26 protein-coding genes are annotated in these 23,400 nt (G+C 39.8%); 6 read left to right on the top strand and 20 right to left on the bottom strand.

Translation table 11 applies throughout. The features are described from left to right. Window positions 1–2: 2 nt before the first annotated feature. From B9A52_RS05430 to B9A52_RS05405, 6 genes are all read left to right on the top strand, one after another. On the top strand, window positions 3–869 hold the full coding sequence (locus tag B9A52_RS05430) for a TIM barrel protein (RefSeq protein WP_084123405.1): 867 nt from the start codon (window positions 3–5) through the stop codon (window positions 867–869). A 190-nt stretch (window positions 870–1,059) separates the two neighbouring features. Further along, a complete protein-coding gene (locus B9A52_RS05425) occupies window positions 1,060–1,929 on the top strand; it encodes a sugar phosphate isomerase/epimerase family protein (protein WP_084123404.1) in 870 nt (289 codons plus the stop codon). Then, window positions 1,926–4,751: a PVC-type heme-binding CxxCH protein gene (locus B9A52_RS05420; RefSeq protein ID WP_084119336.1), complete on the top strand. Its 2,826-nt coding sequence runs from the start codon at window positions 1,926–1,928 to the stop codon at window positions 4,749–4,751. The genes B9A52_RS05425 and B9A52_RS05420 overlap by 4 nt, the downstream gene beginning before the upstream one ends. A gap of 59 nt (window positions 4,752–4,810) precedes the next feature. Further along, on the top strand, window positions 4,811–6,010 hold the full coding sequence (locus tag B9A52_RS05415; protein ID WP_084119335.1) for a redoxin domain-containing protein: 1,200 nt from the start codon (window positions 4,811–4,813) through the stop codon (window positions 6,008–6,010). A 50-nt stretch (window positions 6,011–6,060) separates the two neighbouring features. Then, on the top strand, window positions 6,061–6,492 hold the full coding sequence (locus B9A52_RS05410) for a MarR family winged helix-turn-helix transcriptional regulator (protein WP_084123403.1): 432 nt from the start codon (window positions 6,061–6,063) through the stop codon (window positions 6,490–6,492). Further along, window positions 6,492–6,914: an organic hydroperoxide resistance protein gene (locus B9A52_RS05405; RefSeq protein WP_084119334.1), complete on the top strand. Its 423-nt coding sequence runs from the start codon at window positions 6,492–6,494 to the stop codon at window positions 6,912–6,914. Before B9A52_RS05410 ends, B9A52_RS05405 begins: the two co-directional genes overlap by 1 nt. Window positions 6,915–7,081: 167 nt before the next feature. On the opposite strand, the gene B9A52_RS05400 is transcribed toward B9A52_RS05405, so the two are convergent. The 20 genes from B9A52_RS05400 to B9A52_RS25430 form a co-directional block, all read right to left on the bottom strand. Continuing rightward, on the bottom strand, window positions 7,082–8,716 hold the full coding sequence (locus tag B9A52_RS05400; protein WP_084119333.1) for a long-chain fatty acid--CoA ligase: 1,635 nt from the start codon (window positions 8,714–8,716) through the stop codon (window positions 7,082–7,084). Between the two features lie 151 nt (window positions 8,717–8,867). After that, window positions 8,868–9,740, bottom strand: a complete 873-nt coding sequence (locus tag B9A52_RS05395; RefSeq protein WP_084119332.1) for an alpha/beta hydrolase — start codon at window positions 9,738–9,740, stop codon at window positions 8,868–8,870. Between the two features lie 375 nt (window positions 9,741–10,115). Then, window positions 10,116–10,502, bottom strand: coding sequence for a hypothetical protein (locus B9A52_RS05390; protein ID WP_084119331.1), 387 nt, complete (start codon window positions 10,500–10,502; stop codon window positions 10,116–10,118). 260 nt (window positions 10,503–10,762) lie between these two features. After that, window positions 10,763–11,362 carry a DUF6624 domain-containing protein gene (locus B9A52_RS05385; RefSeq protein ID WP_084119330.1) on the bottom strand — a complete coding sequence of 200 codons (600 nt, stop codon included), beginning with the start codon at window positions 11,360–11,362 and terminating at the stop codon, window positions 10,763–10,765. Between the two features lie 158 nt (window positions 11,363–11,520). Next, the gene (locus B9A52_RS05380; protein WP_157370075.1) at window positions 11,521–11,829 is read right to left on the bottom strand and encodes a hypothetical protein; all 309 of its coding nucleotides are present in this window, start codon (window positions 11,827–11,829) and stop codon (window positions 11,521–11,523) included. 29 nt (window positions 11,830–11,858) lie between these two features. Continuing rightward, a complete protein-coding gene (locus B9A52_RS05375; RefSeq protein WP_084119329.1) occupies window positions 11,859–12,131 on the bottom strand; it encodes a hypothetical protein in 273 nt (90 codons plus the stop codon). Window positions 12,132–12,627: 496 nt separating this feature from the next. Next, entirely contained in the window at window positions 12,628–13,071 is a 444-nt protein-coding gene (locus tag B9A52_RS05370) for a response regulator transcription factor (protein WP_084119328.1), read from the bottom strand. A gap of 28 nt (window positions 13,072–13,099) precedes the next feature. Further along, on the bottom strand, window positions 13,100–13,321 hold the full coding sequence (locus B9A52_RS26505; RefSeq protein ID WP_394334889.1) for a GNAT family N-acetyltransferase: 222 nt from the start codon (window positions 13,319–13,321) through the stop codon (window positions 13,100–13,102). Window positions 13,322–13,785: 464 nt separating this feature from the next. Further along, window positions 13,786–14,196 carry a hypothetical protein gene (locus B9A52_RS05360; RefSeq protein ID WP_084119327.1) on the bottom strand — a complete coding sequence of 137 codons (411 nt, stop codon included), beginning with the start codon at window positions 14,194–14,196 and terminating at the stop codon, window positions 13,786–13,788. Window position 14,197: 1 nt separating this feature from the next. Then, a complete protein-coding gene (locus B9A52_RS05355) occupies window positions 14,198–14,689 on the bottom strand; it encodes an SRPBCC family protein (protein WP_084119326.1) in 492 nt (163 codons plus the stop codon). A 70-nt stretch (window positions 14,690–14,759) separates the two neighbouring features. After that, on the bottom strand, window positions 14,760–15,626 hold the full coding sequence (locus B9A52_RS05350) for an AraC family transcriptional regulator (RefSeq protein WP_084119325.1): 867 nt from the start codon (window positions 15,624–15,626) through the stop codon (window positions 14,760–14,762). Window positions 15,627–15,890: 264 nt separating this feature from the next. Further along, window positions 15,891–16,142, bottom strand: coding sequence for a hypothetical protein (locus B9A52_RS05345; protein ID WP_084119324.1), 252 nt, complete (start codon window positions 16,140–16,142; stop codon window positions 15,891–15,893). Between the two features lie 35 nt (window positions 16,143–16,177). Then, on the bottom strand, window positions 16,178–16,510 hold the full coding sequence (locus B9A52_RS05340) for a hypothetical protein (protein ID WP_084119323.1): 333 nt from the start codon (window positions 16,508–16,510) through the stop codon (window positions 16,178–16,180). A 124-nt stretch (window positions 16,511–16,634) separates the two neighbouring features. After that, window positions 16,635–17,855, bottom strand: a complete 1,221-nt coding sequence (gene ltrA / locus B9A52_RS05335) for a group II intron reverse transcriptase/maturase (protein WP_084119317.1) — start codon at window positions 17,853–17,855, stop codon at window positions 16,635–16,637. Window positions 17,856–18,220: 365 nt separating this feature from the next. Next, a complete protein-coding gene (locus B9A52_RS26320; protein ID WP_262483117.1) occupies window positions 18,221–18,352 on the bottom strand; it encodes a hypothetical protein in 132 nt (43 codons plus the stop codon). Window positions 18,353–18,526: 174 nt separating this feature from the next. Continuing rightward, entirely contained in the window at window positions 18,527–19,477 is a 951-nt protein-coding gene (locus B9A52_RS05330; RefSeq protein ID WP_084119322.1) for a hypothetical protein, read from the bottom strand. Between the two features lie 149 nt (window positions 19,478–19,626). After that, on the bottom strand, window positions 19,627–20,847 hold the full coding sequence (gene ltrA, locus B9A52_RS05325) for a group II intron reverse transcriptase/maturase (RefSeq protein WP_084119321.1): 1,221 nt from the start codon (window positions 20,845–20,847) through the stop codon (window positions 19,627–19,629). A gap of 365 nt (window positions 20,848–21,212) precedes the next feature. Beyond that, window positions 21,213–21,344 carry a hypothetical protein gene (locus B9A52_RS26315; RefSeq protein WP_262483145.1) on the bottom strand — a complete coding sequence of 44 codons (132 nt, stop codon included), beginning with the start codon at window positions 21,342–21,344 and terminating at the stop codon, window positions 21,213–21,215. A 183-nt stretch (window positions 21,345–21,527) separates the two neighbouring features. Continuing rightward, entirely contained in the window at window positions 21,528–23,078 is a 1,551-nt protein-coding gene (locus tag B9A52_RS05320; RefSeq protein WP_084119320.1) for a HEAT repeat domain-containing protein, read from the bottom strand. 134 nt (window positions 23,079–23,212) lie between these two features. Continuing rightward, window positions 23,213–23,386: a hypothetical protein gene (locus tag B9A52_RS25430; protein ID WP_157370051.1), complete on the bottom strand. Its 174-nt coding sequence runs from the start codon at window positions 23,384–23,386 to the stop codon at window positions 23,213–23,215. Window positions 23,387–23,400: the final 14 nt, after the last annotated feature.

The raw sequence follows: 23,400 nt of genomic DNA, 5'->3' as shown, positions 1-23,400 counted from the left end.
TTATGAACAACAGAAGAGACTTTTTGAAAATTTCCGGGGCCATCGCTTTGGGAACATTATTAAAACCGACTGATTTGATAGCATCTTCATTTGCCAAAAAGCTCCCCATAGGACTTCAGTTGTATTCTGTAAGAGAGGACATGAAGGAAGATCCACAAAATACACTTCGTTTGGTGTCTTCCATAGGTTATAAAAACCTGGAATCTGCTAATTATACGGAAGGAAAAGTCTATGGAATGGATCCTGTTTTCTTTAGAAGGTATATAGCTGACTTGGGAATGAAATTAAACAGCGCTCATGTCGGAGGGCCAAGAGATTATAATCCTGCAAAAAAAGATGAAGTGTTGGATTGGTGGAAACAAGCTGTTTCTGACCATAAAAAGATGGGGGCAAAATATATTATCAAACCATCTATGCCGATTCCAAAAACCTTGGATGAGTTGAAAGTTTGGTGTGACTATTACAATGCTATTGGGGAAGTGGCCAAAAAATCCGGAATGATGTTCGGATTTCACAACCATGCGCGTGAGTTTGAAAACATCGAAGGAAAAATGATGATGGATTTTATGATTGAAAATACTGATCCTAAATTGGTGTGTTATGAACTTGACGTCTATTGGGCTCAAAAAGGTGGACAGGATCCTGTAGATTTCCTTCAAAAATATCCAGGGAGGTTCCCTGTCCTCCATATCAAAGATGAAGAGGAAATCGGAGCAAGCGGCACTTTGGACTTCAAGGCCATTTTTGAAGCAGCCTATGCACAGGGAATGAAAGATTACTTTGTAGAGGTGGAAAGATACAATTTCGAACCGATCGAAAGTGTGAAGCAAAGTTTTGATTATCTCAATAAGGCCTCATACGTAAAATAGGCCATGCAGAACCTTACTGAAAAGGGAATGAACTTTTCCTTGAGGAGGTATTAATAGATTTGTCAATAGCCTTTTCAGTCCTCCCATGTATGAAAAAGTGGGATACCATTCCTTTGGGTGCAACATGGTTTTGTTTGTTTAACTTATAGGAAGATTTATCTATCTTGGTGTAAAGAAATTTCCAATGTTTATGACCCAAGTCACTCCTCGAAGAACCTTTATCCGACAATCTTTGGGCATTGGTTTGGGCGTTCTCTTCCTTCCTACGGCCCTTAAAGCAAAACCATTAATTCCTTTTTCTTTTGGCGCCTGTGATTGGTCTATAGGTCAAACGGCCTCCCTAAACGCATTCGAAACTGCCAAGATAATTGGGCTGGATGGGATACAGGTAAGTTTGGGAACGACCAAGGATAATATGCACCTTAGACAGTCAGACATGCAAGAAAAATATTTACGGGCATCCCGATCTACGGGAGTGAAAATTGCAAGTTTGGCAATAGGAGAGCTAAATGAGGTTCCCTATAAATCAGAAGGGCATACACAAGAATGGGTTCATGACAGTATAGACGTGGCCAAAGCCTTGGGATGTAAAGTGGTACTCCTTGCTTTTTTTGGTAAAGGTGATTTACGCAATGATCCGGAAGGCAAAAAAGAAGTGATACGGAAACTAAAGGAAGTTGCACCAAAAGCCGAAAGGCAAGATGTTTTTCTGGCCGTAGAATCCTGGCTTTCTGCTGAGGAGCATTTGGATATCATAGAAAAAGTGGGTTCTTCCCATGTAAGGGTCTATTATGACGTGGCCAATGCCACCAGCATGGGATACGATATTTTTCAGGAGATGCGCTTGCTAGGAACCGACTACATTTGTGAAGTCCATGCCAAGGAAAACGGGCAACTCCTGGGTAAGGGAGAAGTGGATTTTGTGAAAGTAAGAAATGTATTGGATGAAATAGGTTACCGCAACTGGATTATCCTGGAAGGGGCTATTCCTAATGGAATGGAAATGACAGAGGCCTACAGAAAAAATTTGAAGTTCTTGCATCAAACTTTCAATACATGAGACAACTATTCAATATAGTAGTACCTGTGATGCTATTCTTAAATTGCACCGGCCCAGAAGAAGATCCTCCACTGCTATTTGTTCCTGAAGATTTGGAGGTGATACTTTGGTCAGAATCCCCGGATTTTTTTAATCCCACCAATATAGATGTAGATGCAAAAGGAAGGGTTTGGGTGACAGAGGCAGTGAATTACAGGGACTTCAGAAATGCAGAAGGTCACATGGTGCATGAAGAGGGAGACAGAGTGGTGATTTTGGAAGACAGCAATGGGGATGGCAAGGCTAACAGCTCCAAAGTGTTTGTGCAGGATCCTGATTTACGGTCCCCCCTCGGATTAGCAGTGGTAGGGAATCGTGTAATAGTTTCCTGTTCCCCTCACATCATCATCTATACCGATGAAAATGGGGATGATATACCCGACAAAAAAGAGATATTTCTTACTGGCTTTGGGGGTAGGGATCATGATCATGGTCTACATGCAGGAGTTTTAGGCCCTGACGGAAAGTGGTATTTTATTGTAGGAAATGCTGGACCACATCAGGTGACGGATAAGAATGGTTGGATCCTTCGATCCGGTAGTGTGTACAACGAGTACACCCCATATGCCGAAGAGAACTTACCCAATCAGGTAAGCGATGATGGAAATGTGTACACTGGGGGTTTGGTAATTAGGGTGGATCAAGACGGGACAGGCATGCAGGTGATGTCACACAACTTTAGAAATGCCTTTGAAGTGGCAGTGGATTCCTTTGGCAATATGTGGCAAAGCGACAATGATGATCAGACAGCTTCTTGCAGGACTACCTGGCTGATGGAAGGCAGTAACGCTGGTTTTTTTAGCGCCAATGGAGAAAGAACCTGGCAGGCAGACCGTAGACCAGGACACACAGTGCCTATGGCACATTGGCACCAACATGATCCCGGTGTTTTGCCGGCAGGTGATATTTATGGTGCTGGCTCTCCTACAGGCATAGTGAGATTAGAAGGAGATGAATTGGGAAAGGCCTACCAAGGCATGTTACTTAGTGCTGACGCAGGTAGAAATATTATTTTTGGCTATCATCCTACATTGCGGGGGGCGGGTTATCCACTTGAGGAGAGAACGGCTTTTATTTCTTCAGTTAAGATAGACAATACCAATTACATTTGGCATGAAGTGGAGGACGATCAGAGCAAGTGGTTTAGACCCAGCGATATTGCAGTGGGCACGGAAGGTGCTTTATACGTAGCAGATTGGTTTGACCCTATCGTGGGAGGCCATCGTATGATGGATAAAACGGGGCATGGCAAAATTTATAAAATACAGCCCAAGAATAAATCACTCGAAAAACCCAACTTGGATTTTTCCAGCGTAGAGGGTCTAGTTCAGGCTTTTCAAAATCCTGCCATCCATGTAAGGGGATACGCCAGGGAAGGTTTGTTGAAGGAAGGCCAAGCTTCCATACCTGCCCTCTTGCCGTTGCTGGAATCCGACAATCCCTTTATACAGGCGAGGGCTATTTGGTTATTGGCCGAGTTGGGAGAGCGGGAAAAGATCCGCGGTTTTTTAGATCATCATGACGCAGAATTGGCACTCGCCGCCTTCAGGGCATTGAGGCAATTTGATAAAGCCAATTTATTGAACAATGCCGCTATTGCCTTAGAGTCAAAACATTCTGTGGTTATGGCAGAAGTGGCCATAGCCTTACAGGCATTGCCTTTGGACCAAAGTCGGAGTTTACTGTTTTCTATAGTAGGGACCTTCGATGGAAATGATCCCTGGTTGCTCCATGCCTTGGGACTAGGTTTTGCAGCGCACAGAGAAAAGATTTATCCTGAGTTACTCAGATATTTTGATACGAAAGATCCCGAGGCGTGGCCGAAACCTTTAGCGAAATTGGTCTGGGAACTCCACCCTGCCGATGCAGTGGAAGACTTGGCTATTCGATTGGCTAAGCTATCAGAAAAAGAAATGGAAGAAACGATGACAGCTTTGGCATTTATTAATACACCAAAGGCCGCAGCAGTTATTCGTAATTTTTACGCCAAGGCCTCGGGGGAGGAAAAATCTCAAGCCCAATGGTGGCTACAGTTTAGAAAAACCAATGAATGGAAAACCTATTTGGCGGACTGGGAATCCCCTCAGGATAACTTACCTCAAGTGGAACCTGAGGTATTGGTTTTTAAAACAACTTTGTTGGACACATTGGCAGCAAAGGCAGATAGGGAAAAGGCCATTATAGCCTTGGCTTCCGAAAGCCAGGGAAGGTTACACCTCACTCAACTTGCCATCATGGAAAGGCTCTCCAAGCATGAAAAAGAACTGGCTGCAAAATGGATGAATGCGGAGATCAATTTGGCGAATAAGAGTTTATTGGCGCATTATTTTCCCATGGAAGTTCCAAGATTACTGGACAGGAAGGAAGTGGAAAGGGCAAAGACTTCCTTGGGGCAAGGGGAGGCACTGGCCATTCGACATTGTGCGGTTTGTCATTCCATTGGGAAGGTGGAAAACGAGATAGGCCCGGATCTACGGCAGGTAAACCAAAAATTCAGCAAAACGGGTTTGATTGAGGCCATTTTGGAACCTGATGCCGCTGTAGGTTTTGGCTCTGAGACTTTCTTGATTGAATTGACCTCCGGAGCTATGCTTTACGGTATGCTTCTATCCAGTGGCCCGGTGGTTACGGTAATGGAAAGTTCAGGCAGGAAACACCTTATCCCATCTGAAATGATCAAAGGTAGGCGACAACTTCTCCACAGCTTAATGCCGAGCCCGGTTTGGATGGATATTTCTGAAAATGAGATTGGGCAGATTGCGGCGTATTTGATGGGGGGATGAATATATTATGAAAACGGTTTTTCACTTTACCTTAAAAAAGCACCTTATATAAAAAAGTTATGAAAACATACAAGTTATCCACAGTACTATTGCTAACAGTCACCATGTTTTGGGCATGTGGACAAAATGGAAACAAAGAAGGAAATGATACTATCGCCTCTACGGAAGGTTTCGTCCCTAATCCACAGGAGATGTCAGAACAACCTGTTGGTAAATTGGCAATCGGTGACAAAGCCCCTTATTTCAAGCTTCCCAATGTCGATGGAAGATATGTATCCATTGATGATTTCAGCGATTCAGATGTTCTGGTAGTCTATTTTACATGCAACCATTGTCCAACAGCACAGGCATACGAAGAAAGATTCAATGATATCGTTGATGACTATTCAGGTAAAAAGGTGGCTTTTGTAGCCATTTCCCCAAACAGCCCGATAGGTTTATTGCCTGAGGAATTGGGCTACACCGATCTGAGTGATGATTATGAAAGCATGCAAATCAGGTATGTGGATATGAATTATAACTTCCCTTACCTTTATGATGGGGATAGGCATGAATATTCTTTGGCATATGGGCCAACAGCAACACCACATGTTTTTGTGTTTGACAAAGACCGTAAACTTTCCTATTCCGGCCGATTGGATGCTTCCGAAAAACCCGGAACAGCCAATGCGGAGGATTTGAGGATGGCCATTGACAATACTATGGCCGGAGAAGCATTGGATCCTGACAAGGCGATTACTCCCGCTTTTGGTTGCTCCACCAAATGGGCCTGGAAAAATGAATACACCAAAAAAGTAAATGCGGAATGGAAGGAAAAACCGGTGGAAGTCCAAAAAATCTCTCCTTCCGGATTGGCTGATCTATTAAAAAACCCAACTGAGAATTTAATGCTCATCAATTTCTGGGCAACTTGGTGTGGCCCCTGTGTGGTGGAATACCCTGAATTTATCGATATCCAAAGGATGTATGGAGGCAGGGATTTTCAGTTTGTCTCATTAAGTATGAACAATCCCAATCAGGAAGAAAAAGTACTGAAATTCCTCAAAAGCAAATACTCAGCAGTCCCTAACTACTTGATAGATACGGAAGACAAATATGCAGTCATAGATGTAGTAGGAAATGAATGGGACGGAAGTTTGCCCATTACCTTATTGATCGAACCCGGAGGAAAAATTGCTTATAAGAAAATGGGGGAAATTAAAGCTTTGGAATTGAAAAAGGCGATTGTGGATCATCCGATGATTGGGAGGTATTATTGATTCTTATTTTTTATTTCCATAAATTCAATTGTCCACAAATAAAAAATCCCATGACAAATTTGAAAGAAGATCCCGGTTTTCAGTTTTATGTAGCTTCCAGACTTATTTCACAGGCTTATCGGGAACCATTGGAAGAGCTTGGCCTAACCTATCCACAATACCTGGTGATGTTGGTACTTTGGGAAAAGGATGGACAGATGGTTTCACAGATAGGGGAAAAACTTCAGTTGGATTCAGGAACCTTGACTCCATTATTGAAGAGACTTGAGTCTGTTAATCTTGTAAAAAGGGTCAGAAGTGAAGTAGATGAAAGGAAAGTAGAGATTGAACTGACCTATCCAGGAAAATCCCTCCAAAGCAAAGCCCAACATATTACTGAAAAAATCAATGGATTTTTTAACACTTGGGACGAAAAACAGTTCAATCAATTGAATCTATTCATGGAAAAATTGATCAACGACTTCAAACCAAACCTTAAATAATGGAAAAAATCAAAAAGAGTTATACTGCAACAGCCACCAATAAGGGCGGACGAAACGGCCATGTCCATAGCGATGATGGTTTGCTTGATTTAGAATTGGCCATGCCCAAAGAGATCGGAGGAACCGGAGGAAAAACCAATCCCGAACAATTATTTGCAGCAGCTTATGCTTCCTGTTTTGGTGGAGCTTTGGCTTTTGTCTCAAGGAGAGTCAATACCGATGATGCCGAAATCACTGTTCAGGTACATAGCGGGGAAGCAGAAAGCGGAGGTTATGGTTTGGCAGCTGATATTTTGGTAAGGATTCCAAAGGCAGGTTCCCTGGAAGAAGCTCAGAAATTGGCCGACTTGGCCCATAAAAACTGCATGTATTCAAATGCAGTGAAAGGAAATATTGAAGTGAATGTGAAGGCCATAGCGTAGAAGAAGAAGTCTAATTTCCCACACACCCCTAAACAACAGATTGCTTGAATTTCAAGGATAAGTGGATAAGCCACTGAAGAAATATCCATTGCGGATGCGAACCTGCTTTGGAAGGATATTGGGAACAAGGTTATCTGGAAATCAAAGGCGGGAGGGGTACATTTGAGTTAGTTTGGGCCAAGTTCCCCTTCCGCAAATAATCTTCTGATTTCTTTTTTATCAAATTTGCCCACACTGGTTTTTGGTACTTCATGGATAAAAATGTAATCTTTGGGTATCTGATATTTCACGAAGTCTCTGGATAAAAAATCCATCAATTCTTCCGTAGATACTTTATCATTTTTGTCCACGAGGACTAATAAGGCCAAAGGTTTCTCTACCCATTTTTCATCAGGTATCGCAATTACAGCTGCTTCTCTGATTTTAGGATGAGCCATCAATGCAGATTCCACCGCGACACTCGAGATCCATTCACCGCCACTTTTTATCAGGTCCTTGGTTCTATCTTTGATTTCCATATATCCATCTTTATCGATGGTACAAACATCCCCTGTTTTAAACCAACCATCTTCTGTAAAGCTTTCACTGTTATTTGTTTTGAAATAAGAGGCAAGGGTCCAAGCTCCTCGAACATGAAGTTCACCCATGGTTTTGCCATCTGTTGGCGCAAAAGCCCCATCATCGGTAACAATCCTTAATTCTATGCCCGGAAAGGCAATACCTTGTTTCGCACGGATTTCCATTTTTTCATTTTCAGATAAATGCTCGTGTTTTGACTGAATTCGGCTTACAGTTCCCAATGGAGAGGTTTCGGTCATTCCCCAAGCCTGTACACCTTTAATTCCAAAGTCTTTTTCAAAACCTTCAATAAGGCTTTTTGGCAGTGCGGATCCCCCGACCAAATATTCTTTGAGGGTTAATTTTTCCTTGGGTGGATTTAATTTCATTGCATGATATACGCCCAACCAAATTGTTGGAACACCATTCGCTTTGGTCACTTTTTCTTCAACAAGGATTTTAATGATACTTTCAGGCTGTAAATTAGAAGAGGGCAGTATAATGTTTGAGCCAGACAGGAGACATAGATATGGAAAACCCCAAGCCATCACATGAAATTGGGGTACGATCAACAGCACAGTATCGCTATTGCTGAAATTTCCTGCATTTGGAGAAATAATTGTAGAAGCGTGTAAAAATGTAGATCTATGAGAATACAAAACTCCTTTTGGCAAACCTGTGGTCCCACTTGTATAACACATGCCGCAAGCATCATTTTCATTTAGTTTGGGCCAATCAAAATCTTCCGATTGCTCAGCCAGCAATTCTTCATAATGCAATGTATTTGGCAAAGTGGTCACAAAATCTTGAGGTGCATTTAATAATATAAAATGCTGTACTGTTTCCAGTAATGGAGCTATTTTTTCTAAAAGGGGAACCAGGGTAGCATCAACAAAAATTACTTTATCCTCCGAATTGTTGATTATATACTCTATTTGATGGCTGGACAATCGAATATTTATAGTGTGGCAAACGGCCCCTATACCGGATATGGAATAATATAATTCTACGTGGGGGCCATGGTTCCATGCAAAAGTTCCTACCATGTCACCTTTTGTGATTCCCAATCTATGGGTCAATGCATTGGCCAACTTTTTACAGCGCTTATACATATCACCAAAACTATATTCATGCCGGGTTTGATCCGGTAAATAGGTTACTATTTTTTTTTGGTGATAAACACTGTTTCCATACTCAAGAATAGTATTTGTAGTGAGCGGGTAATCCATCATTAAGCCTTCCATACTTAAAAATTTAGATTTTTTTTATTTTTCAGTGTTTAATTATGATGTTTAAAACAAATCAGAGGGTTCAAGCACCTCCAATAGAATTTGTCCATATCCTAAATATAACTTCATTTCTTTGAATTTGATCTTAGATGCTGACAGGATAAGCTCAATTTGATCTGGTGTAAATCAATTCAATTCCATCATAAATGGCTTGCGGTAAAACGGAATGATGATCCTCGTTTTCATATTGCCTATATGTAATTTTTAATTTTCTGTTCTCTTCCGATTTTAATTCCTCGACCAGGTTGCCCATTGGTTCTTTCATCATTTTGATTTCAGCTGTTCCCATTGCTGCAAACATATGGGATTCTCTTTTGCTTATCATGGATGCTTTATCCTGAAATAATTCTGAATCATTCCACCAAACAGAAGGTGCAAGCAAAATGTAATTGGAAAACAAATCGCTGTGATTTAAATAGGAATAAAAACCCAACAAGCCACCTAAGGAATGTCCCATAATGCCCCTTGATGCGCTGTCCACCTTATACTCGCTTTCTATAGATGAAATGATGTCTTGCCTAAAAAATTGCAGAAATTCTTCTGCCCCACCGGTTGTCGTTTCATCCAATGGTACTTCTCCCAAATTGAATTTAAGTTTTAAGTTAAATTTGGAAGGTGTAAAGTCCATATTTCTTTGGAGGTTCCAGGCCCGTTCATCACCAACAGAAGATATACCAACCAAAATCACATCTTCCAAATTATTTGATTTGGTTTTATTGGATAAGCTTAATATTCGGTAGCAGCCTGTAACCAAATTTTCCAGCCACCATGCATCCAAATAGTAAAGGATTTTATACTCTTTTTCTGCCTGGTACCCCAGTGGCAAGGTGACTATCAAATTGTAAACCTGACCATTGTCTCTATTAATTTCTTTGGTGACCGTGGTCGGTTCTACGCTGTCGAAGGTATGTTTTTGAGCCTTTGTATCTATAATGATAAAAAGCAGCGCAATTAATAGGATTGTAAGTTGTTTTGTCATAAATGTTTTTCTTTAGCAGCCGCAAAACGGCCATTCCCCTATTTTCATCCTACCTAAAAGCTAAATATAAGTTCAATTCATTGAATTTTTTTGGGGAAGGAAAACTGAAAATGAAATTATAGAGGTAAAATTCCGGATGGCTGAATTATCCGATCTCGCGTTTCCGATAAGTCCAACTTGAAAATTTCCAGAACAAACCTCAGGCAATACGTTTAACCCGCGCTGGTTTTACAAGGCTTGGTATAATCAAATTACAGGTTAATATCCAATGGTTTGCGGTTTAGAACATCGGCAATTTCATGGACTGAAGAAGAGGATGGATCCGCAGGGATTATGGTTCAACTATATGGTAAAAACGTGTTTATTTAGCCTATTCTACGCATTCCAACTAATTAAAATCCGTTTGAGATTTTCGGCTTTTATCAAGTAGTACATGAACCAAAACAGTACCCAAAAAATTACGAATACCAAAAAGAATGCAGCTAAATTCAATCCCTCAGATTGATCCAGGTACACAAATACTGTTGCTATGATTATTGTCCAAATGAAATTATAAAGTGTTGCATTTTTAATACTCATTTCAATAATCCCGGTCAAGAAATTCCAGCCAACAAGTTTATCTGTAATTTTTATTTTTTCAGGATCAGTGAAATCAATAATTATTCTTTGGGAAAAATCCAGTTTAATTATCAGTTTATCGTTTTTCCTTAGAAAAGTGTAATCAAACTTTTTCAATAATTCTTCTGTATTGTCTATGCCCATAATTTTTGCTTAAATCTTTACAATTAGCTTTATTTTACGATTTTTCCAGAATAAGGCACCCAACACCAAGAAAAGTCTGCCCCCTACCCTTATCCATCCTAATTTTACTAATGAGCTCTCAATCTACTTAATAAAAATAAACTAAAAAATAACCAATACAGGGTATATTTTAGTTCAAAGACATCCATTAGGAACAATGAATGTATTTTCTACGATTTAAGGAGAAGTTTTAGGCCAGCTAAGACTGTAATTGACTGCTTTTATTTTATCCAGCCTACATTTTTTCTCCATTCTTCAATTTCCCGTTTCCTTTTTTCAAAGTCTCTGGGTGCCAATTGATTTTCAATTTTCGCCCGTTGTCTAATTATTACTGTTTGGTCTTCAAGCTTATTCAGTCCAATGGATTCCCTTCTTTGATTAACTTTGGTCAAGTCATCATAAAAATTTGGACTTAAATATCCCTGTTCGTCCCAATCAAACTGGGTTCCGTAAAGCTGTGGCTTCCCTTCAAAAACTGCTATCCGATCGGTTAGGTAAGCCAAATATTTAGGGTCTGCCTTATTGTTCATTACAGCAGTTTTCAAAAGTGCTGCACATTTTTTCATAAACCTAGGTAGTCCGATAGCATGTTGAATTACCAACCAGGCTGCTTCGTTGGCTTCGGGGCCAACTTTGTCTATTGTAGGATAACCTATAACCTCAATAAAGTCATTTAATGCCCTGGCATTGCGGTTGTGCAATTCCTTCATTTCCTCATTATACCCTTCGCCAAGTTGTCCGTTTTGAACAAGTTTTTCTCTCAGTGCCAGGTCCGCATTTTTTAGATCTATTATTTTTTTTGCAATACTTTTATAATCCATTTTTTGAAGCCATTAGGTCTTTGCAAAGTGTAAAGAAGACTATCCAAAGAGATTGGGAATTTTACGGACCTAAATAATTCAGATAATAGTCCTTGGCCAGGATATTGTCCCGAATTGGTAATTTTGGTTTTTCTTCAGAAAGGGTAAGCTTTTTTAATTCAATGAAACAGATCAATTGTCTGAATGAAATCCAATCGTGTTTCCTTCGGTATCCATAGCAATGGAGCAAAAACCATGGTCTCCAAAGGGAGCCTTATCCTGCAAAACTTTACCGCCTGCTTTTCCCCCCCTCTTGCTGTTTCAACAACACAATCCTTGCAGGTAAAGTAAAACAAGGTGCCGCCGGATCCAGGTTTCATTTCTCTTATCTTGCACAAGGCCCCACTGATATTGCCTTCCCCTTGTGCCCAAGGAAAACTCAACATTTCCAGGTACCCAAATTCGCCCGGCGCCTGCATGGGTATCATTTATATTTGTAAAACCCATTTTTTCTTCCTTACATCAGGCGACGTTCTTTCAGAACATCTTCCAGATCCTTGTTCTTATTTGGGTTTTTAACCATTCGGTAAATAAAAAAAACCGGAATTGCCATGGGAATGAGGAATCCCAACTTTTTATCCGGCGATAAAATCCAGGCCACAAACCCGAAAATGAGTATTCCGGCAAGAAAACCAATGGATGATGCATGAAAAATTTTAGATTTATTCAGTTTCTTTTTTTCGAGTAAAAGCTCTTCGTCTGTCAATTTGTAAAGGTCCTTTTTTTCCATATCAATTATTTTATGGGATTTTACTTTGTATTAAAGCCAGGAGATACAGACTGCCTGAGGCCAGGCAGGCATTTGGAACCATTCTCTTCCAGCCTACTTCAAACTTAAAGATACTGAATTTAACATTTATTCTATACCTACCGCCTGTCTGGCCGACAGATGCAGACTTTATCCAAGTTGTTAGCACTCGTTTTTCTTTATTAATGTGTTCATTCTTTCTTTAGTGTAAAGGTAGAATCCAATACATATCAATGCGATAAATACTAATGTCACAGGTATCCAGGTGATATCGGCCCATAACCAACGAACACCTTCTTCATTACCCCTGAATGGCACACAAAGGATTAACAGAAACATGGCGAAGTACAATAAGTTACTTTTCATATACATCTAATTTTAGTGAAAATTTATGATGCGCAAATATTCCTTTTAGCATGGATCGGAACAAATAATTTAGGGTTGATATGGGGTTGATATTTTATTATAACACTGAATATCAAGGTTTTAATTTCAACTCTTTCCTGCTTTTGATATCCATTTTCTTATATATCTGATTAATGTGTGATTTCAGCGTGCTTTGTTCGATAAATAGCTCGGTCATTATTTCCTTATTTGTCTTTCCCGAAATAATCAAGTCATACACTTCCCTTTGTCTCTCTGTCAATTCATTAAGTAGGGCATCAACTCCGTCACTTTTTATTTTGGACTGCTCCTTAATCTGATTTGAAAGGCTTAAAATTTTCTTATTATTGATTTTAAAATAGATAGCAACTAAGAAAGAGCTAACTACTACCATGAAGAAGATTAGAGCAGGGTATTGGTGTAAGATAAAGTTGATTTTTCCACCACTTGACCTTATTGAAATTGCTAAAGATGATAATACAAGAGCAATTCCAAGTAGATACTTTTGATATTTTGGAAGTAGCTTTTTTAGTAGCATTGATATGTTAGCCTTTCGTTGTTCTTTTCTATTCTACATTATCATTTACTTCATCAAACGAATATGTAAAATGTGTTGCTTGTAATTCGCTGGTATTTGGGGTAGTTCTGTAAAAGTTTACCGCTTGATGGTCGTTTGTTTCAGCTTGTACAAAAACTTCACTGAATCCATTCTTTTTACAATAGTCGTTTAAGGTCGCAATTAATAATTTCCCAATTCCTTTTCTTTGAAATTGGGGCGACACTGCCATGTCATACATTTAAGCAGATGGTCTTTCTGTGTCGTACCTATACAAAACGTGTGCAGTAAGTCCACCAAGTAAACTATGGTTTGCCTTTGCTACAAACACTAAAAAACTTTTGTTGTTAAGAAGTCTTTGTAAATATGAATTTGTCGGAGGGGAAAAGTTCTCCCATTCAAAAACCTTTTCAAAGACTTTAATCAATTCAGAAAAACAGTCTGTGTCTTTAGATCTAAGTATTTGTATTTCGACATTCATACAATAATTCTTGTTTTAAGTTTTACTACTTATGGTTTAGTAAAGTTCTTCAATGATCTCTAACGGCGGTTTGCAGCTACACGCAGGTGGGGATTTTTAGCACTGAACCTCAATAAAAGTACAGTCCCGAGCTATCGGGATGGTTTAGCTCTTCACTTTCATAGAAGCACTGAACCCCACTTGCGTGTAGGTTCTGCTGACGGTAGTGGTTCTTCTCATTCGCTTTCATTGTCAATTTGTTGCAACAAAAATTCTTGTCCAAACGTAAGCTTTTTTGCTAACGTACTATTCGGTTCTATTACTCTCCAAAATGGTGTAATTTCTTCCAAACTCTTACCTTGCTGTAATTTTTCATAGTTGGCTTCGGCTACAATTCTTAAAAAAATCCCTGTCGTTACAGGACAAGTGTAATCAGCATTATGTTCCAATGCAAGGTCCTTCCGCAAAGTTTTGGTGTTTACCCGCTTTCCAAACCCAATTTCCTTAACATACTTGTCAATTAGTTGTGGTGTTGCGATAAACATATTACTACCTGCTGGAATATCCGCAAAGTCAATTTCAATTCGTTTTAATTGTGGCTCTTTTTTAGCGTTCAGTTTATCAAGCCAACTTTTTTTCTTTGCCATTTTATTCTCCTAATTTGTTTTTCAAATTGGTCATATAAACTTCCATTGTTTGGTCAAGGTCAACAAATATTGAACTCATAACTCTAAAAAATGGATTCTCAATACTAATTACTTCTTTGAAAACAACTTTTGTTCCTGTTGTCGTTTGCTCAAAAGTACCTATCCAATAACCGTCGAAACTTTTTGGCTCAATTATCTCAATTTCAAAAAGTTGATTTTGAATTTCCTGCTTTGTTTTAAAAGTGATGGGTGTTCCTTTTTTGGGGACTTCCGTCCAAGTGTCTTCGTCAATAATATTGATTTCTTGAACGTCACTTCGCCACGATACTTGATTTTCCACATCTGTGACAATTTGGAAAACCTTTTCAGGTGAACTTTTAAAGGTTGCTTTTTTGACAAATTCTCTTTGTTTTGGAAGAAATAAACCAATAGCAAATGCTAGAGCAAAAAGCGCCAAAATAGATAAAACTGCGACTATCATCTTTTTTCTCATTTTTTTTATGATTTTGTGAATGATAGTGCAAATTTACCTTTGGCCATTTATCTTTATTTGACGTTTCTTGCTATTTGATGGGTACATAAAAATCCGTTACATAATTCTCAGGTTTGAAAAACTGTGGCGATTTAATGTACCATTCCAAAGCAGGCTTATCTTCCAATTCCCAACCTTTTTCAAAAAGACAAACATTATAGATGTAGTCATAAACCGAATAAAAGTTTTCGTATGCCCCTCTATAACGGAAAATGGCAAATTTTCCACCATCTATCTTCTTGTAACCGATTTCGCCTTTGGGCTGAATAGGTTTGTTCAAAATTACACAGGCGTCAAAACGGATTTTTTCTTCATCTGTCAGGTCTGGATTGTCGTGAACTATTCCTAATGTTGTAGGCGTCAATTTCAAAACCAAATGAGTTGCCGCCCAAAGCATAAGTCGCTGAAATGAAGATGCCACTTTGTCGTAAGAACCTGTATGTCTGATATAAGCCAAATGTAAATCCGGAATGTTCTTGACAATCGGTTCTTCAACATGCAAATCATCCAGGTTTACAGCTTTTTTTAGGTAATCTTTTTTCTTTTTTTCAACTACTTCTTGAATTGCTTCTCTGTATTCTTGTGGTGAGAGCTGAAAATATCTTTTGAAGGCTCTAGTAAATGTTTCGTGGTTTTCAAAACCATTTTCAAGAGCAATTTGTCCGATGTCGTCTTTTGAATGTTTTAATCGTATTGCAGCTCTTTCAGTTTTCAGTCGCAGCAAAAATTCTTTTACCGTTTCACCCGTCAAAGACTTAAAAATTCTATGAAAATGATATTCAGATAGAAATGCTTTTCCGGCAACGTCTTTCAAGAGAATTTTCTTGTCAAGATTATTCTCAATGAATTGAATTGCTCTATTCAGACTTTCAAGATATATCTCTTTCGTTTCTGTCATATTGACTGTTGGGTGTGTCTTGTTACCATTACCACCACCGTGATTTAGCTTGGAGACGGCGGGCGTTCGGAGCCGTTCCCTTCCAACCTACTCCTATCTTTTTAAAGATATTTATTTTCAATTTTACTCGGCTCCGCCCGCTGGATCCCAGGTGATGTTGGACTCAGTTCTTTATTAGGTTTACTATCAGTTTAATCATCAAATCCCTTTGATCAGGTAGACTTTGTGCTACTGCCAATGCCAATGCTACCAATGTAATTTCATTTACTTTTCTTCTCCTTCTTTTTGAACTTGGCGGAAATTCCGCCAAGTTGACTCTTTATCCAATTCTCCCTCTTTATAAATATTTCGGATATGCTCACCAATCGTCCTTCTAGCTTTGCCAAATAACTCAACTAGTTGCTCTTCGGTAACCCAAACCGTATCCTGCTCCCCATCCAAAATGATTTCAAATTCATCACTACCTTTGGAAGGTTTGAAGACCACTATTTCAGAATTGAAGTCAACTGTTTCCATGTAGGAAGATAAAGTTTTTTGATAAAAATATTAGTTCATTGTTTCAAAAAACCTTTGATTTCAAAATTGCCAGGATCTTTAACAGCATATTCTATTAAGACCTTTGATCCAATTTCCTTTTTTTCGATTCTCTGAGAAAGTTTTTTCTTCTGAAAATAGACTGAATCGTCCACCTGATAGGATATTGTGATAATTTGAGTAAATCCTCTCCCCATTGGCCCATACCCAAGTGCATTATCTGTGATTTCAGCTTTTGTCTCTGCCGTTTTCGTCCATGGAGCAAATGGTATTTCAAAATTATTCCATGCTAGGTATAGAAAAACTCCAAACCCCAATATTCCGATTATCCAAGGATTCTGCTTTGCCATTTTAGAATTGAGTCCAATCGGGTCAGGCAAGGGAATTTCACCCTCACCTTCCCACAGAACCGTGCGTGAGACTCTCACCTCACACGGCTCTTCATGTTTATAAGTCGCTTCGGTTCTAATTTACCTAAGGTTGAACCAATTTCCAATGCTCAAACAGGTTTGGGGTAGACTTGTATTGTTGCTTTAGCCATCTGACTGCCGCCCATTTGAAAAGTCCTTTCTCCCATTTCACCCACTTGAGTAACCGGTGGTTGAGTTGATTCCATATCTCACGTATGGATTCTCCTCTAAGCTTATGATAGTAATTGAGCAGTCCTCTGATGACAGGATTCAAACGATTGGCTACTTCCTTTATGGGTTTGCGCCATTTATGGATTTGCATTTCCCTGAATTTGCCGAGTATTGAAGTTCTGGACTTGATACTCACAAATGTTCCAGGTAGTAACATCCCCTTTCCTTTGATGGTCTGCATCGATGCCTTGATCGTGAATCCAAGAAAATCATACTTGCGGGGATACTTAGTATCTGACCAACCTCGTAGGTTCACAATCTTGGTCTTCTCAGGGTGCAACTCTAGGAAGCAGGTCTTCATCCGCTGACGTACTTGTCTTAACATGAATTGTGCTTGCTTCTCTGTCTTGCAGTGTATCACCACATCGTCTGCATACCGTTCAAATGGTTTCTCAGGATGATATTTCCGCATCCATTCATCAAAAGCTACATGCAGATAGAGATTCGCAAGTAATGGACTCACTACGCCTCCTTGAGGTGTGCCTGCTTTTGTCTCCTCGAAAACCCCATCTGCCATGATGCCTGCATTTAGCCATCTGGAGACGTACAAGGCTATCCATTCATCCTTACAGTAATATCTCAGTGCTTTCATCATCAGGCCATGGTTGATATTATCGAAGAACCCTTTGATATCAAGGTCGACCACAAAGTCATGCCCAAAACAATTTCGCTCTGATTGTTTCACTGCTTGGTGAGCATTACGGTTTGGTCTATAGCCAAATGAACTCTCGTGGAACAGTGGCTCAAGTTGTCTCTCCAAATACGCCCTTACTACTTGCTGTGCGATACGGTCTAGAAGGGTGGGGACACCCAATTTGCGAATACCTCCGTCCTTCTTGGGTATCTTCACTTGTTTGACTGGCAAAGGAAAATAGCTACCCGAGGTCAGTCGATTCCATAACTTATAGAGGTATGAGGATAGATCTTTATCCAAGTCCTCCCAACTCATTCGGTCTATGCCCGAACTTCCTTTGTTCGCTTTTACTTTCTTGTACGCTTGCCATACCATCAGTTTGGTAATTGGTTGCGATTTTGTCTCATAGTAGTCTGTCATCCCAATTATCTTGGTTGTAAACTGGTTTGAAACTAAACATGCCTGCTCCTTCACTCCATTCCCATTACAGAAATTTCATCGCTACTACGAGCAGGTCTGCCCCCTATGCTTCACCCAACCACAGGTGCAGGTTTCCTCTCTCGATTTGGCCTGACAGCATAGAGTTCACTTGTTCCTTGAAATGGCCTGTACTGCGTTCCTGCCAGCTTAACCCCGGATGCGATGTGGCCAGTATATCCGATCGTCCGCCACACTTTGTCATAGGTACAAACGTAACTACCTATTTTTCACATCGTAATTTGCCTTATCGAGGCTTCGTCACTGGTTCATTTTCATTCAGCTCCATCAGTACTCACCTACAGGGATCAATGTCCCCGTTTTTCCTTACCGCTCACCACATATTGGTTTCCCAGATATGCAGCGTAAGGTAGTTTGATAGCTGTTTCGGTAAACCGCCATCGGAGGGCCTCTCTATTGGTTACCCAATAGTCCTCCATCCATTTCAAAGCATTCAGCCTTAAGAGGGCTGATTCAAGTCACACGGGATTCAGCTTGGAGACGGCGGGCTTTCGGAGCCGGATTCTTCAAGCTTACTCCGAACGCCTTAAAGATACTGATTTTCATAGTTACTCGGTACCGCCCGCTGTATCCAAGGTGATGTTGGCACACGTTTATCTTTTCACAAAGTAGTTAAATGTCCCTTTATGATATCTGTAAACATTATCATCGCCTTTAGAGAGGATTACTATTTCTGGAAAATCTTTCTCCCCAAAATCACCTCCGACATTAAACTGAATTCTTACGGTATCATTCTCTACAAATAAACCTTTTGAACACCCAATTATTTTATTGTTCGTGGTATCTGCTAATGACATATCTGAAACTTCACAATCAAAACTGGCATCTACTATTTTAAAATTAGGTTGCGATAAAAAGACCTTAACATCAATTAGTTCTCCAATTTCAACCGTATCAGGTGATATTGCTTTCATTAAAACAGGCTCTATTGCTTCTCCATTTCTATTTGTAGAATTCACATTCAATATTTGATTGCCATTTTGATATTGAATGTTTTCAAACCTTTTTTCTGCACATGATGCAACAATTAGTAAAGTGAAAATCATTAAATAGATTTTTTTCTTGGATGAATTATTATACCCATTTTCAACTTTAAATTGGTGCTTTGATACAATCATTATTGTGATAAGAGCCAAAACTAGAACTGCAAAATATATTGGCTCAGAATAAATGTATTCCCATTGTTCTCTTAAGGACATTTTTCGGCTTTCATTATTAACCATTAAGATATTTGAATAATCGAGCTTTTTGGAAATGCTGATAATTAAAAAAACTGAGGAGGTTAGTATTGGAAGAATGAGTGAATAACTTCCTATCTTCAAACCTAACTTTTTTGAGGTTAAAAACCCTAAACCACCAATTATTACTGTAAGCCAAAACAGAAACTCAACAACTATTTCCCAATATGGTCGTGCATATCCAAAAGTTCCTTGATTAAGTCCCCAAGTTAATTCATAATTTAAAAGATGATATCCTGCTTTAACAGCAAAATAACCTCCTATGAGGAGAAAAATTACTCCGATTAACTGGATCACTTTTTTCATTAAGTTTCTGAATGTGGGGTATCGTTTTGAAATGTGTGCCAATCGGGTCAGGCAGAGGAATCTCACCCCCACCTTCCCACAGAACCGTGCGTGAGACTCTCACCTCACACGGCTCTTCATGTTTATAAATCGCTTCGGTTCTAATATACCTAAGGTTGAACCAATTTCCAATGCTCGAAAAGGTTGGGAGTTGACCTGTACTGCTTCTTCAGCCATCTGACTGCAGTCATCTTGTACAGCCCTTTCTCCCACTTTACCCATTTGAGTAAGCGGTGATTAAGTTGGTTCCATACTTCGCGCATGGGTTCCCCTCTTAGCTTGTGGTAATAGTTGAGCAGTCCTCTTACAATAGGGTTGAGACGCTGGGCAATCTCCCGTAAAGGCTTACGCCACTTGTGGATTCCTAAATCTCTAAATTTCCCCAGTATTGATGTTCTGGACTTGATGCTCACAAACGTACCCGGCAGTAGCATTCCCCGTCCTTTGATAGTTTGCATCGATGCTCTGATGGTGAAGCCCAAAAAGTCATACTTCCGAGGATATTTGGTCTCCGACCAGCCCCGAAGGTTTACTATCTTGGTCTTTATAGGATGCAGTTCCAGATGGCAGTTCTTCATGCGTTGACTTATTCGCCTTAACATAAATTGCGCTTGTTTCTCTGTCTTGCAGTGTACCACCACATCATCTGCATACCGCTCAAATGGCTTTTCCGGATGAACTTTTCTCATCCATTCATCGAAAGCCACATGGAGGTAAAGGTTGGCCAGTAATGGGCTCACCACTCCACCTTGGGGTGTGCCTGCACTTGTTTTCACATGCTTCCCCTCTGCCATGATTCCTGCCTCCAGCCATCTGGATACGTACATCGCAACCCATTCGTCCCTGCAATAATGCCTCAGGGCTTTCATCATCAGGTCATGGTTGATATTGTCAAAGAACCCTTTGATATCAAGGTCAACTGCAAAGTCATGGCCGAAACAGTTCCGCTCTGATTGTTTGACTGCCTGGTGGGCATTGCGATTAGGACGATAGCCGAAGGAACTCTCATGGAATAGAGGTTCAAGTTGTTTCTCCAAGTGCTGGCGTACTACTTGCTGGGCGATACGATCAAGAAGAGTCGGTACGCCTAATTTGCGAATACCTCCATCCTTCTTTGGTATCTTCACTTGCTTAACAGGAACAGGAAAATAGCTCCCCGAGGTCATTCGGTTCCATAGCCTGTAGAGATGTGAGGTTAGATCTTTGTCCAAGTCCTCCCAACCCATCCGGTCTATGCCCGCACTGCCCTTGTTGGCTTTTACTTTCTTGTACGCCTGCCATACCATCAACTTGGTAATTGGTTGCGATTTTGTCTCATAGTAGTCTGTCATCCCAAATAGCTTGGTTGTAAACTGGTTTGAAACTAAACATGCCTGTCCCTTCGCTCGTCTCCCATTACAGGATATTCTTCGCTAATACGAACAGGTCTGCCCCCTATGCCTCACCCAACCACGGGTGCAGGTTTCCTCTCTCGATTTGGCCTGACAGCATAGAGTTCACTTGTTCCTTGAAATGGCCTGTACTGCGTTCCTGCCAGCTTAACCCCGGATGCGATGTGGCCAGTATATCCGATCGTCCGCCACACTTTGTCATAGGTACAAACGTAGCTACCTATTTTTCACATCGTAATTTGCCTTATCGAGGCTTCGTCACTGGTTCATTTTCATTCAGCTCCATCAGTACTCACCTACGGGGATCATTGTCCCCGTTTTTCCTTACCGCTCACCACATATTGGTTTCCCAGATATGCAGCGTAAGGTAGTTTGATAGCTGTTTCGGTAAACCGCCATCGGAGGGCCTCTCTATTGGTTACCCAATAGTCCTCCATCCATTTCAAAGCATTCAGCCCTTAGGGGCTGGTTCAAGTCACACACGTTTGGGCGCTTGGCGAAGAAGCGGATTTCGAAGCACTAAACTGTCTACCACCACTGTACTTGATACGAAGCACAAAGCTTCATTTAAGCACTGAACCCGCTTTTTTGCCAAACGCCTGTTACAAGCTGGCCTTCTGTTATTTGAAGTAAAAGTCAAGTCCATCTACCGGGTTTGTTTTAAAATATTGTTTGTCCTGATGTGTCTCGTTTACGAAGCTGAAAATCTGTTTTGCTCTTTCAATTTCCCCTTGTTTTGGTGTTGAGAATAGTCTTACTGCTCGTGTTCTCCAAATTTGTAAATATCCAAACGCCAATTGTCTTATGTTCTCGTTTTCATCAATTGTTCCAATCATCAAGTCGGGAATTGCTGTCCAACCGCCAACCTTGTTGAAGAGTTTTAGCATTGACTTTTTTAAGTCATAATTGCCTGTTTCGTAAATGCTTTTTGCCTTTGTCAAAACTTCCTGTCTCGGAATATGTGATAAAAATTCAATGATTACGTTTCTAAGTCCAAGATATTGGCTGTCAAGGTTCGCAAATGCAAAGTCATAAGCACTTTCTTCATCAAGTTTACAAAGAGCTAAAAACGCTGTCTTTTCAACTCTTATTTTTTTGTCTTTCAGATATGACTTAACTGTTTCCGAATACTGTTTACCTTCCGTTTCAGCAAGTCCGATTAATGACCCAATGACTTGTTTGTTTTCTTGTAAGTTGTCATTGTAAAATTTAGCAAAGTCAATGTTTGACTTTTTAAGCGTAAACCTTGCAAAATGTCGGATTGTAGCGGAATTGTCCGCTAAAAACTTCTTTACAATAGTTTTAAAGTCGTTTTGGTCTTTTAAGCAATAAAGTGTTTGAAGTCGGACATTCGCTGATTTGTCATTCAGTAATTGTTTGATTTCAGTTTGCCCAAGTTTGTCAAAATGGTTTATTGCTAAGTTCCTAATCAAAAAATGTTTGTCGGTTAAGAACAGTTTTAATTCTTGTGGATTGTCGCTGAGCGAACTTGAAATATGTCTTGCTAATAATATTCTTAGCTTGTCTGGATATTTTTTGAAGTTGTCAATTACATATGTCCTGTTTGTAGAAGCAATGAACTCACAAATATCTTGATAAATTCCGCTTAGGTCTGTCCGCTCAACCTTTTGAAGCCACTCAAAAATTGGCAAATTTTCAATTAAGCTGTCAATGTAATTGGTTGTTTTGTAGTTGTCAATTCCATTTAGTGCAGCTTGTCGAACTGGCAAAACCCAATCAGCTAAACGATAGATTAAAAATTGTATAGCTCTTGAACTATCAACCTTTGAAAGTTTTTTAACTGCTTTTTCTCTTACGTATCCACTTCCATTTAATGAACTAATTGCAAGTAACTCTACATATTGTTCCTTTGGAAAATTGGCTTCATAAAAGTCAATATCACTTTTTGAAATACTGCAATGTTTGAGAGTATCGTAATATCCTTTTTTGCTGTCAATTTTTTTAAATAGGTGAGTAATTGTCCTGCAAGTGGTTTCTCTTATTTCTTTATTGTCGTCTTTTAGAAACTCTGTCAAGCTGTAAATAAGACTTGGATAACCGTCATTGGCAATTTTAGTCAAGGCGTTAATTTTCTCTTCGGTGTTGTCCTTTGAGAAAAACCAAGTCTTGTTAGGTCGTCTTAAAATTTCTATGTATTGCCAAATTTCCATTTCTTGTTGTGTCGTCTTTTAGGCTTGCTTGTAACGTAAAGTGTTTTAGACGCAATCTAGCCAAAAAAATAGCCAAAATAAATTGGCGTTTCAAGATTGCGTTTAAAACATAGTTGGACTAAGCCGTGCTACACCTATGGGTATTTATCTGCTTTGCTTTGAAGGTTTTGTCTGGTTTTGGACCATTGTCCTGAAGTTTTGGACGGATTCCGCTTTTTTACCCGGAAATTTTGTTTGGGACCGGGCATACCTTTCCCTGTAACAGAACCTCTGTTTTGTTTTTCTTTCAGCTTTTCAAAGAACTTCATCCCTGCTTTTTCAT

The sequence above is a fragment of the Aquiflexum balticum DSM 16537 genome, assembly GCF_900176595.1.
Taxonomy (GTDB): Bacteria; Bacteroidota; Bacteroidia; order Cytophagales; family Cyclobacteriaceae; genus Aquiflexum; species Aquiflexum balticum.
The sequence above is the reverse complement of the archived record's forward strand: the minus strand, read 5'-3'. Positions and strand labels throughout refer to the sequence as shown.

What these genes read in the sequence shown, in the direction of transcription:
- B9A52_RS05430 (WP_084123405.1), top strand. Translation starts at nt 3, where the DNA reads ATGAACAACAGAAGAGACTTTTTGAAAATTTCCGGGGCCATCGCTTTG.
- B9A52_RS05425 (WP_084123404.1), top strand. Translation starts at nt 1,060, where the DNA reads ATGACCCAAGTCACTCCTCGAAGAACCTTTATCCGACAATCTTTGGGC.
- B9A52_RS05420 (WP_084119336.1), top strand. Translation starts at nt 1,926, where the DNA reads ATGAGACAACTATTCAATATAGTAGTACCTGTGATGCTATTCTTAAAT.
- B9A52_RS05415 (WP_084119335.1), top strand. Translation starts at nt 4,811, where the DNA reads ATGAAAACATACAAGTTATCCACAGTACTATTGCTAACAGTCACCATG.
- B9A52_RS05410 (WP_084123403.1), top strand. Translation starts at nt 6,061, where the DNA reads ATGACAAATTTGAAAGAAGATCCCGGTTTTCAGTTTTATGTAGCTTCC.
- B9A52_RS05405 (WP_084119334.1), top strand. Translation starts at nt 6,492, where the DNA reads ATGGAAAAAATCAAAAAGAGTTATACTGCAACAGCCACCAATAAGGGC.
- B9A52_RS05400 (WP_084119333.1), bottom strand. Translation starts at nt 8,716, where the DNA reads ATGGAAGGCTTAATGATGGATTACCCGCTCACTACAAATACTATTCTT.
- B9A52_RS05395 (WP_084119332.1), bottom strand. Translation starts at nt 9,740, where the DNA reads ATGACAAAACAACTTACAATCCTATTAATTGCGCTGCTTTTTATCATT.
- B9A52_RS05390 (WP_084119331.1), bottom strand. Translation starts at nt 10,502, where the DNA reads ATGGGCATAGACAATACAGAAGAATTATTGAAAAAGTTTGATTACACT.
- B9A52_RS05385 (WP_084119330.1), bottom strand. Translation starts at nt 11,362, where the DNA reads ATGGATTATAAAAGTATTGCAAAAAAAATAATAGATCTAAAAAATGCG.
- B9A52_RS05380 (WP_157370075.1), bottom strand. Translation starts at nt 11,829, where the DNA reads ATGATACCCATGCAGGCGCCGGGCGAATTTGGGTACCTGGAAATGTTG.
- B9A52_RS05375 (WP_084119329.1), bottom strand. Translation starts at nt 12,131, where the DNA reads ATGGAAAAAAAGGACCTTTACAAATTGACAGACGAAGAGCTTTTACTC.
- B9A52_RS05370 (WP_084119328.1), bottom strand. Translation starts at nt 13,071, where the DNA reads ATGCTACTAAAAAAGCTACTTCCAAAATATCAAAAGTATCTACTTGGA.
- B9A52_RS26505 (WP_394334889.1), bottom strand. Translation starts at nt 13,321, where the DNA reads ATGGCAGTGTCGCCCCAATTTCAAAGAAAAGGAATTGGGAAATTATTA.
- B9A52_RS05360 (WP_084119327.1), bottom strand. Translation starts at nt 14,196, where the DNA reads ATGGCAAAGAAAAAAAGTTGGCTTGATAAACTGAACGCTAAAAAAGAG.
- B9A52_RS05355 (WP_084119326.1), bottom strand. Translation starts at nt 14,689, where the DNA reads ATGAGAAAAAAGATGATAGTCGCAGTTTTATCTATTTTGGCGCTTTTT.
- B9A52_RS05350 (WP_084119325.1), bottom strand. Translation starts at nt 15,626, where the DNA reads ATGACAGAAACGAAAGAGATATATCTTGAAAGTCTGAATAGAGCAATT.
- B9A52_RS05345 (WP_084119324.1), bottom strand. Translation starts at nt 16,142, where the DNA reads ATGGAAACAGTTGACTTCAATTCTGAAATAGTGGTCTTCAAACCTTCC.
- B9A52_RS05340 (WP_084119323.1), bottom strand. Translation starts at nt 16,510, where the DNA reads ATGGCAAAGCAGAATCCTTGGATAATCGGAATATTGGGGTTTGGAGTT.
- ltrA (WP_084119317.1), bottom strand. Translation starts at nt 17,855, where the DNA reads ATGACAGACTACTATGAGACAAAATCGCAACCAATTACCAAACTGATG.
- B9A52_RS26320 (WP_262483117.1), bottom strand. Translation starts at nt 18,352, where the DNA reads ATGGAGGACTATTGGGTAACCAATAGAGAGGCCCTCCGATGGCGGTTT.
- B9A52_RS05330 (WP_084119322.1), bottom strand. Translation starts at nt 19,477, where the DNA reads ATGAAAAAAGTGATCCAGTTAATCGGAGTAATTTTTCTCCTCATAGGA.
- ltrA (WP_084119321.1), bottom strand. Translation starts at nt 20,847, where the DNA reads ATGACAGACTACTATGAGACAAAATCGCAACCAATTACCAAGTTGATG.
- B9A52_RS26315 (WP_262483145.1), bottom strand. Translation starts at nt 21,344, where the DNA reads ATGGAGGACTATTGGGTAACCAATAGAGAGGCCCTCCGATGGCGGTTT.
- B9A52_RS05320 (WP_084119320.1), bottom strand. Translation starts at nt 23,078, where the DNA reads ATGGAAATTTGGCAATACATAGAAATTTTAAGACGACCTAACAAGACT.
- B9A52_RS25430 (WP_157370051.1), bottom strand. Translation starts at nt 23,386, where the DNA reads ATGAAGTTCTTTGAAAAGCTGAAAGAAAAACAAAACAGAGGTTCTGTT.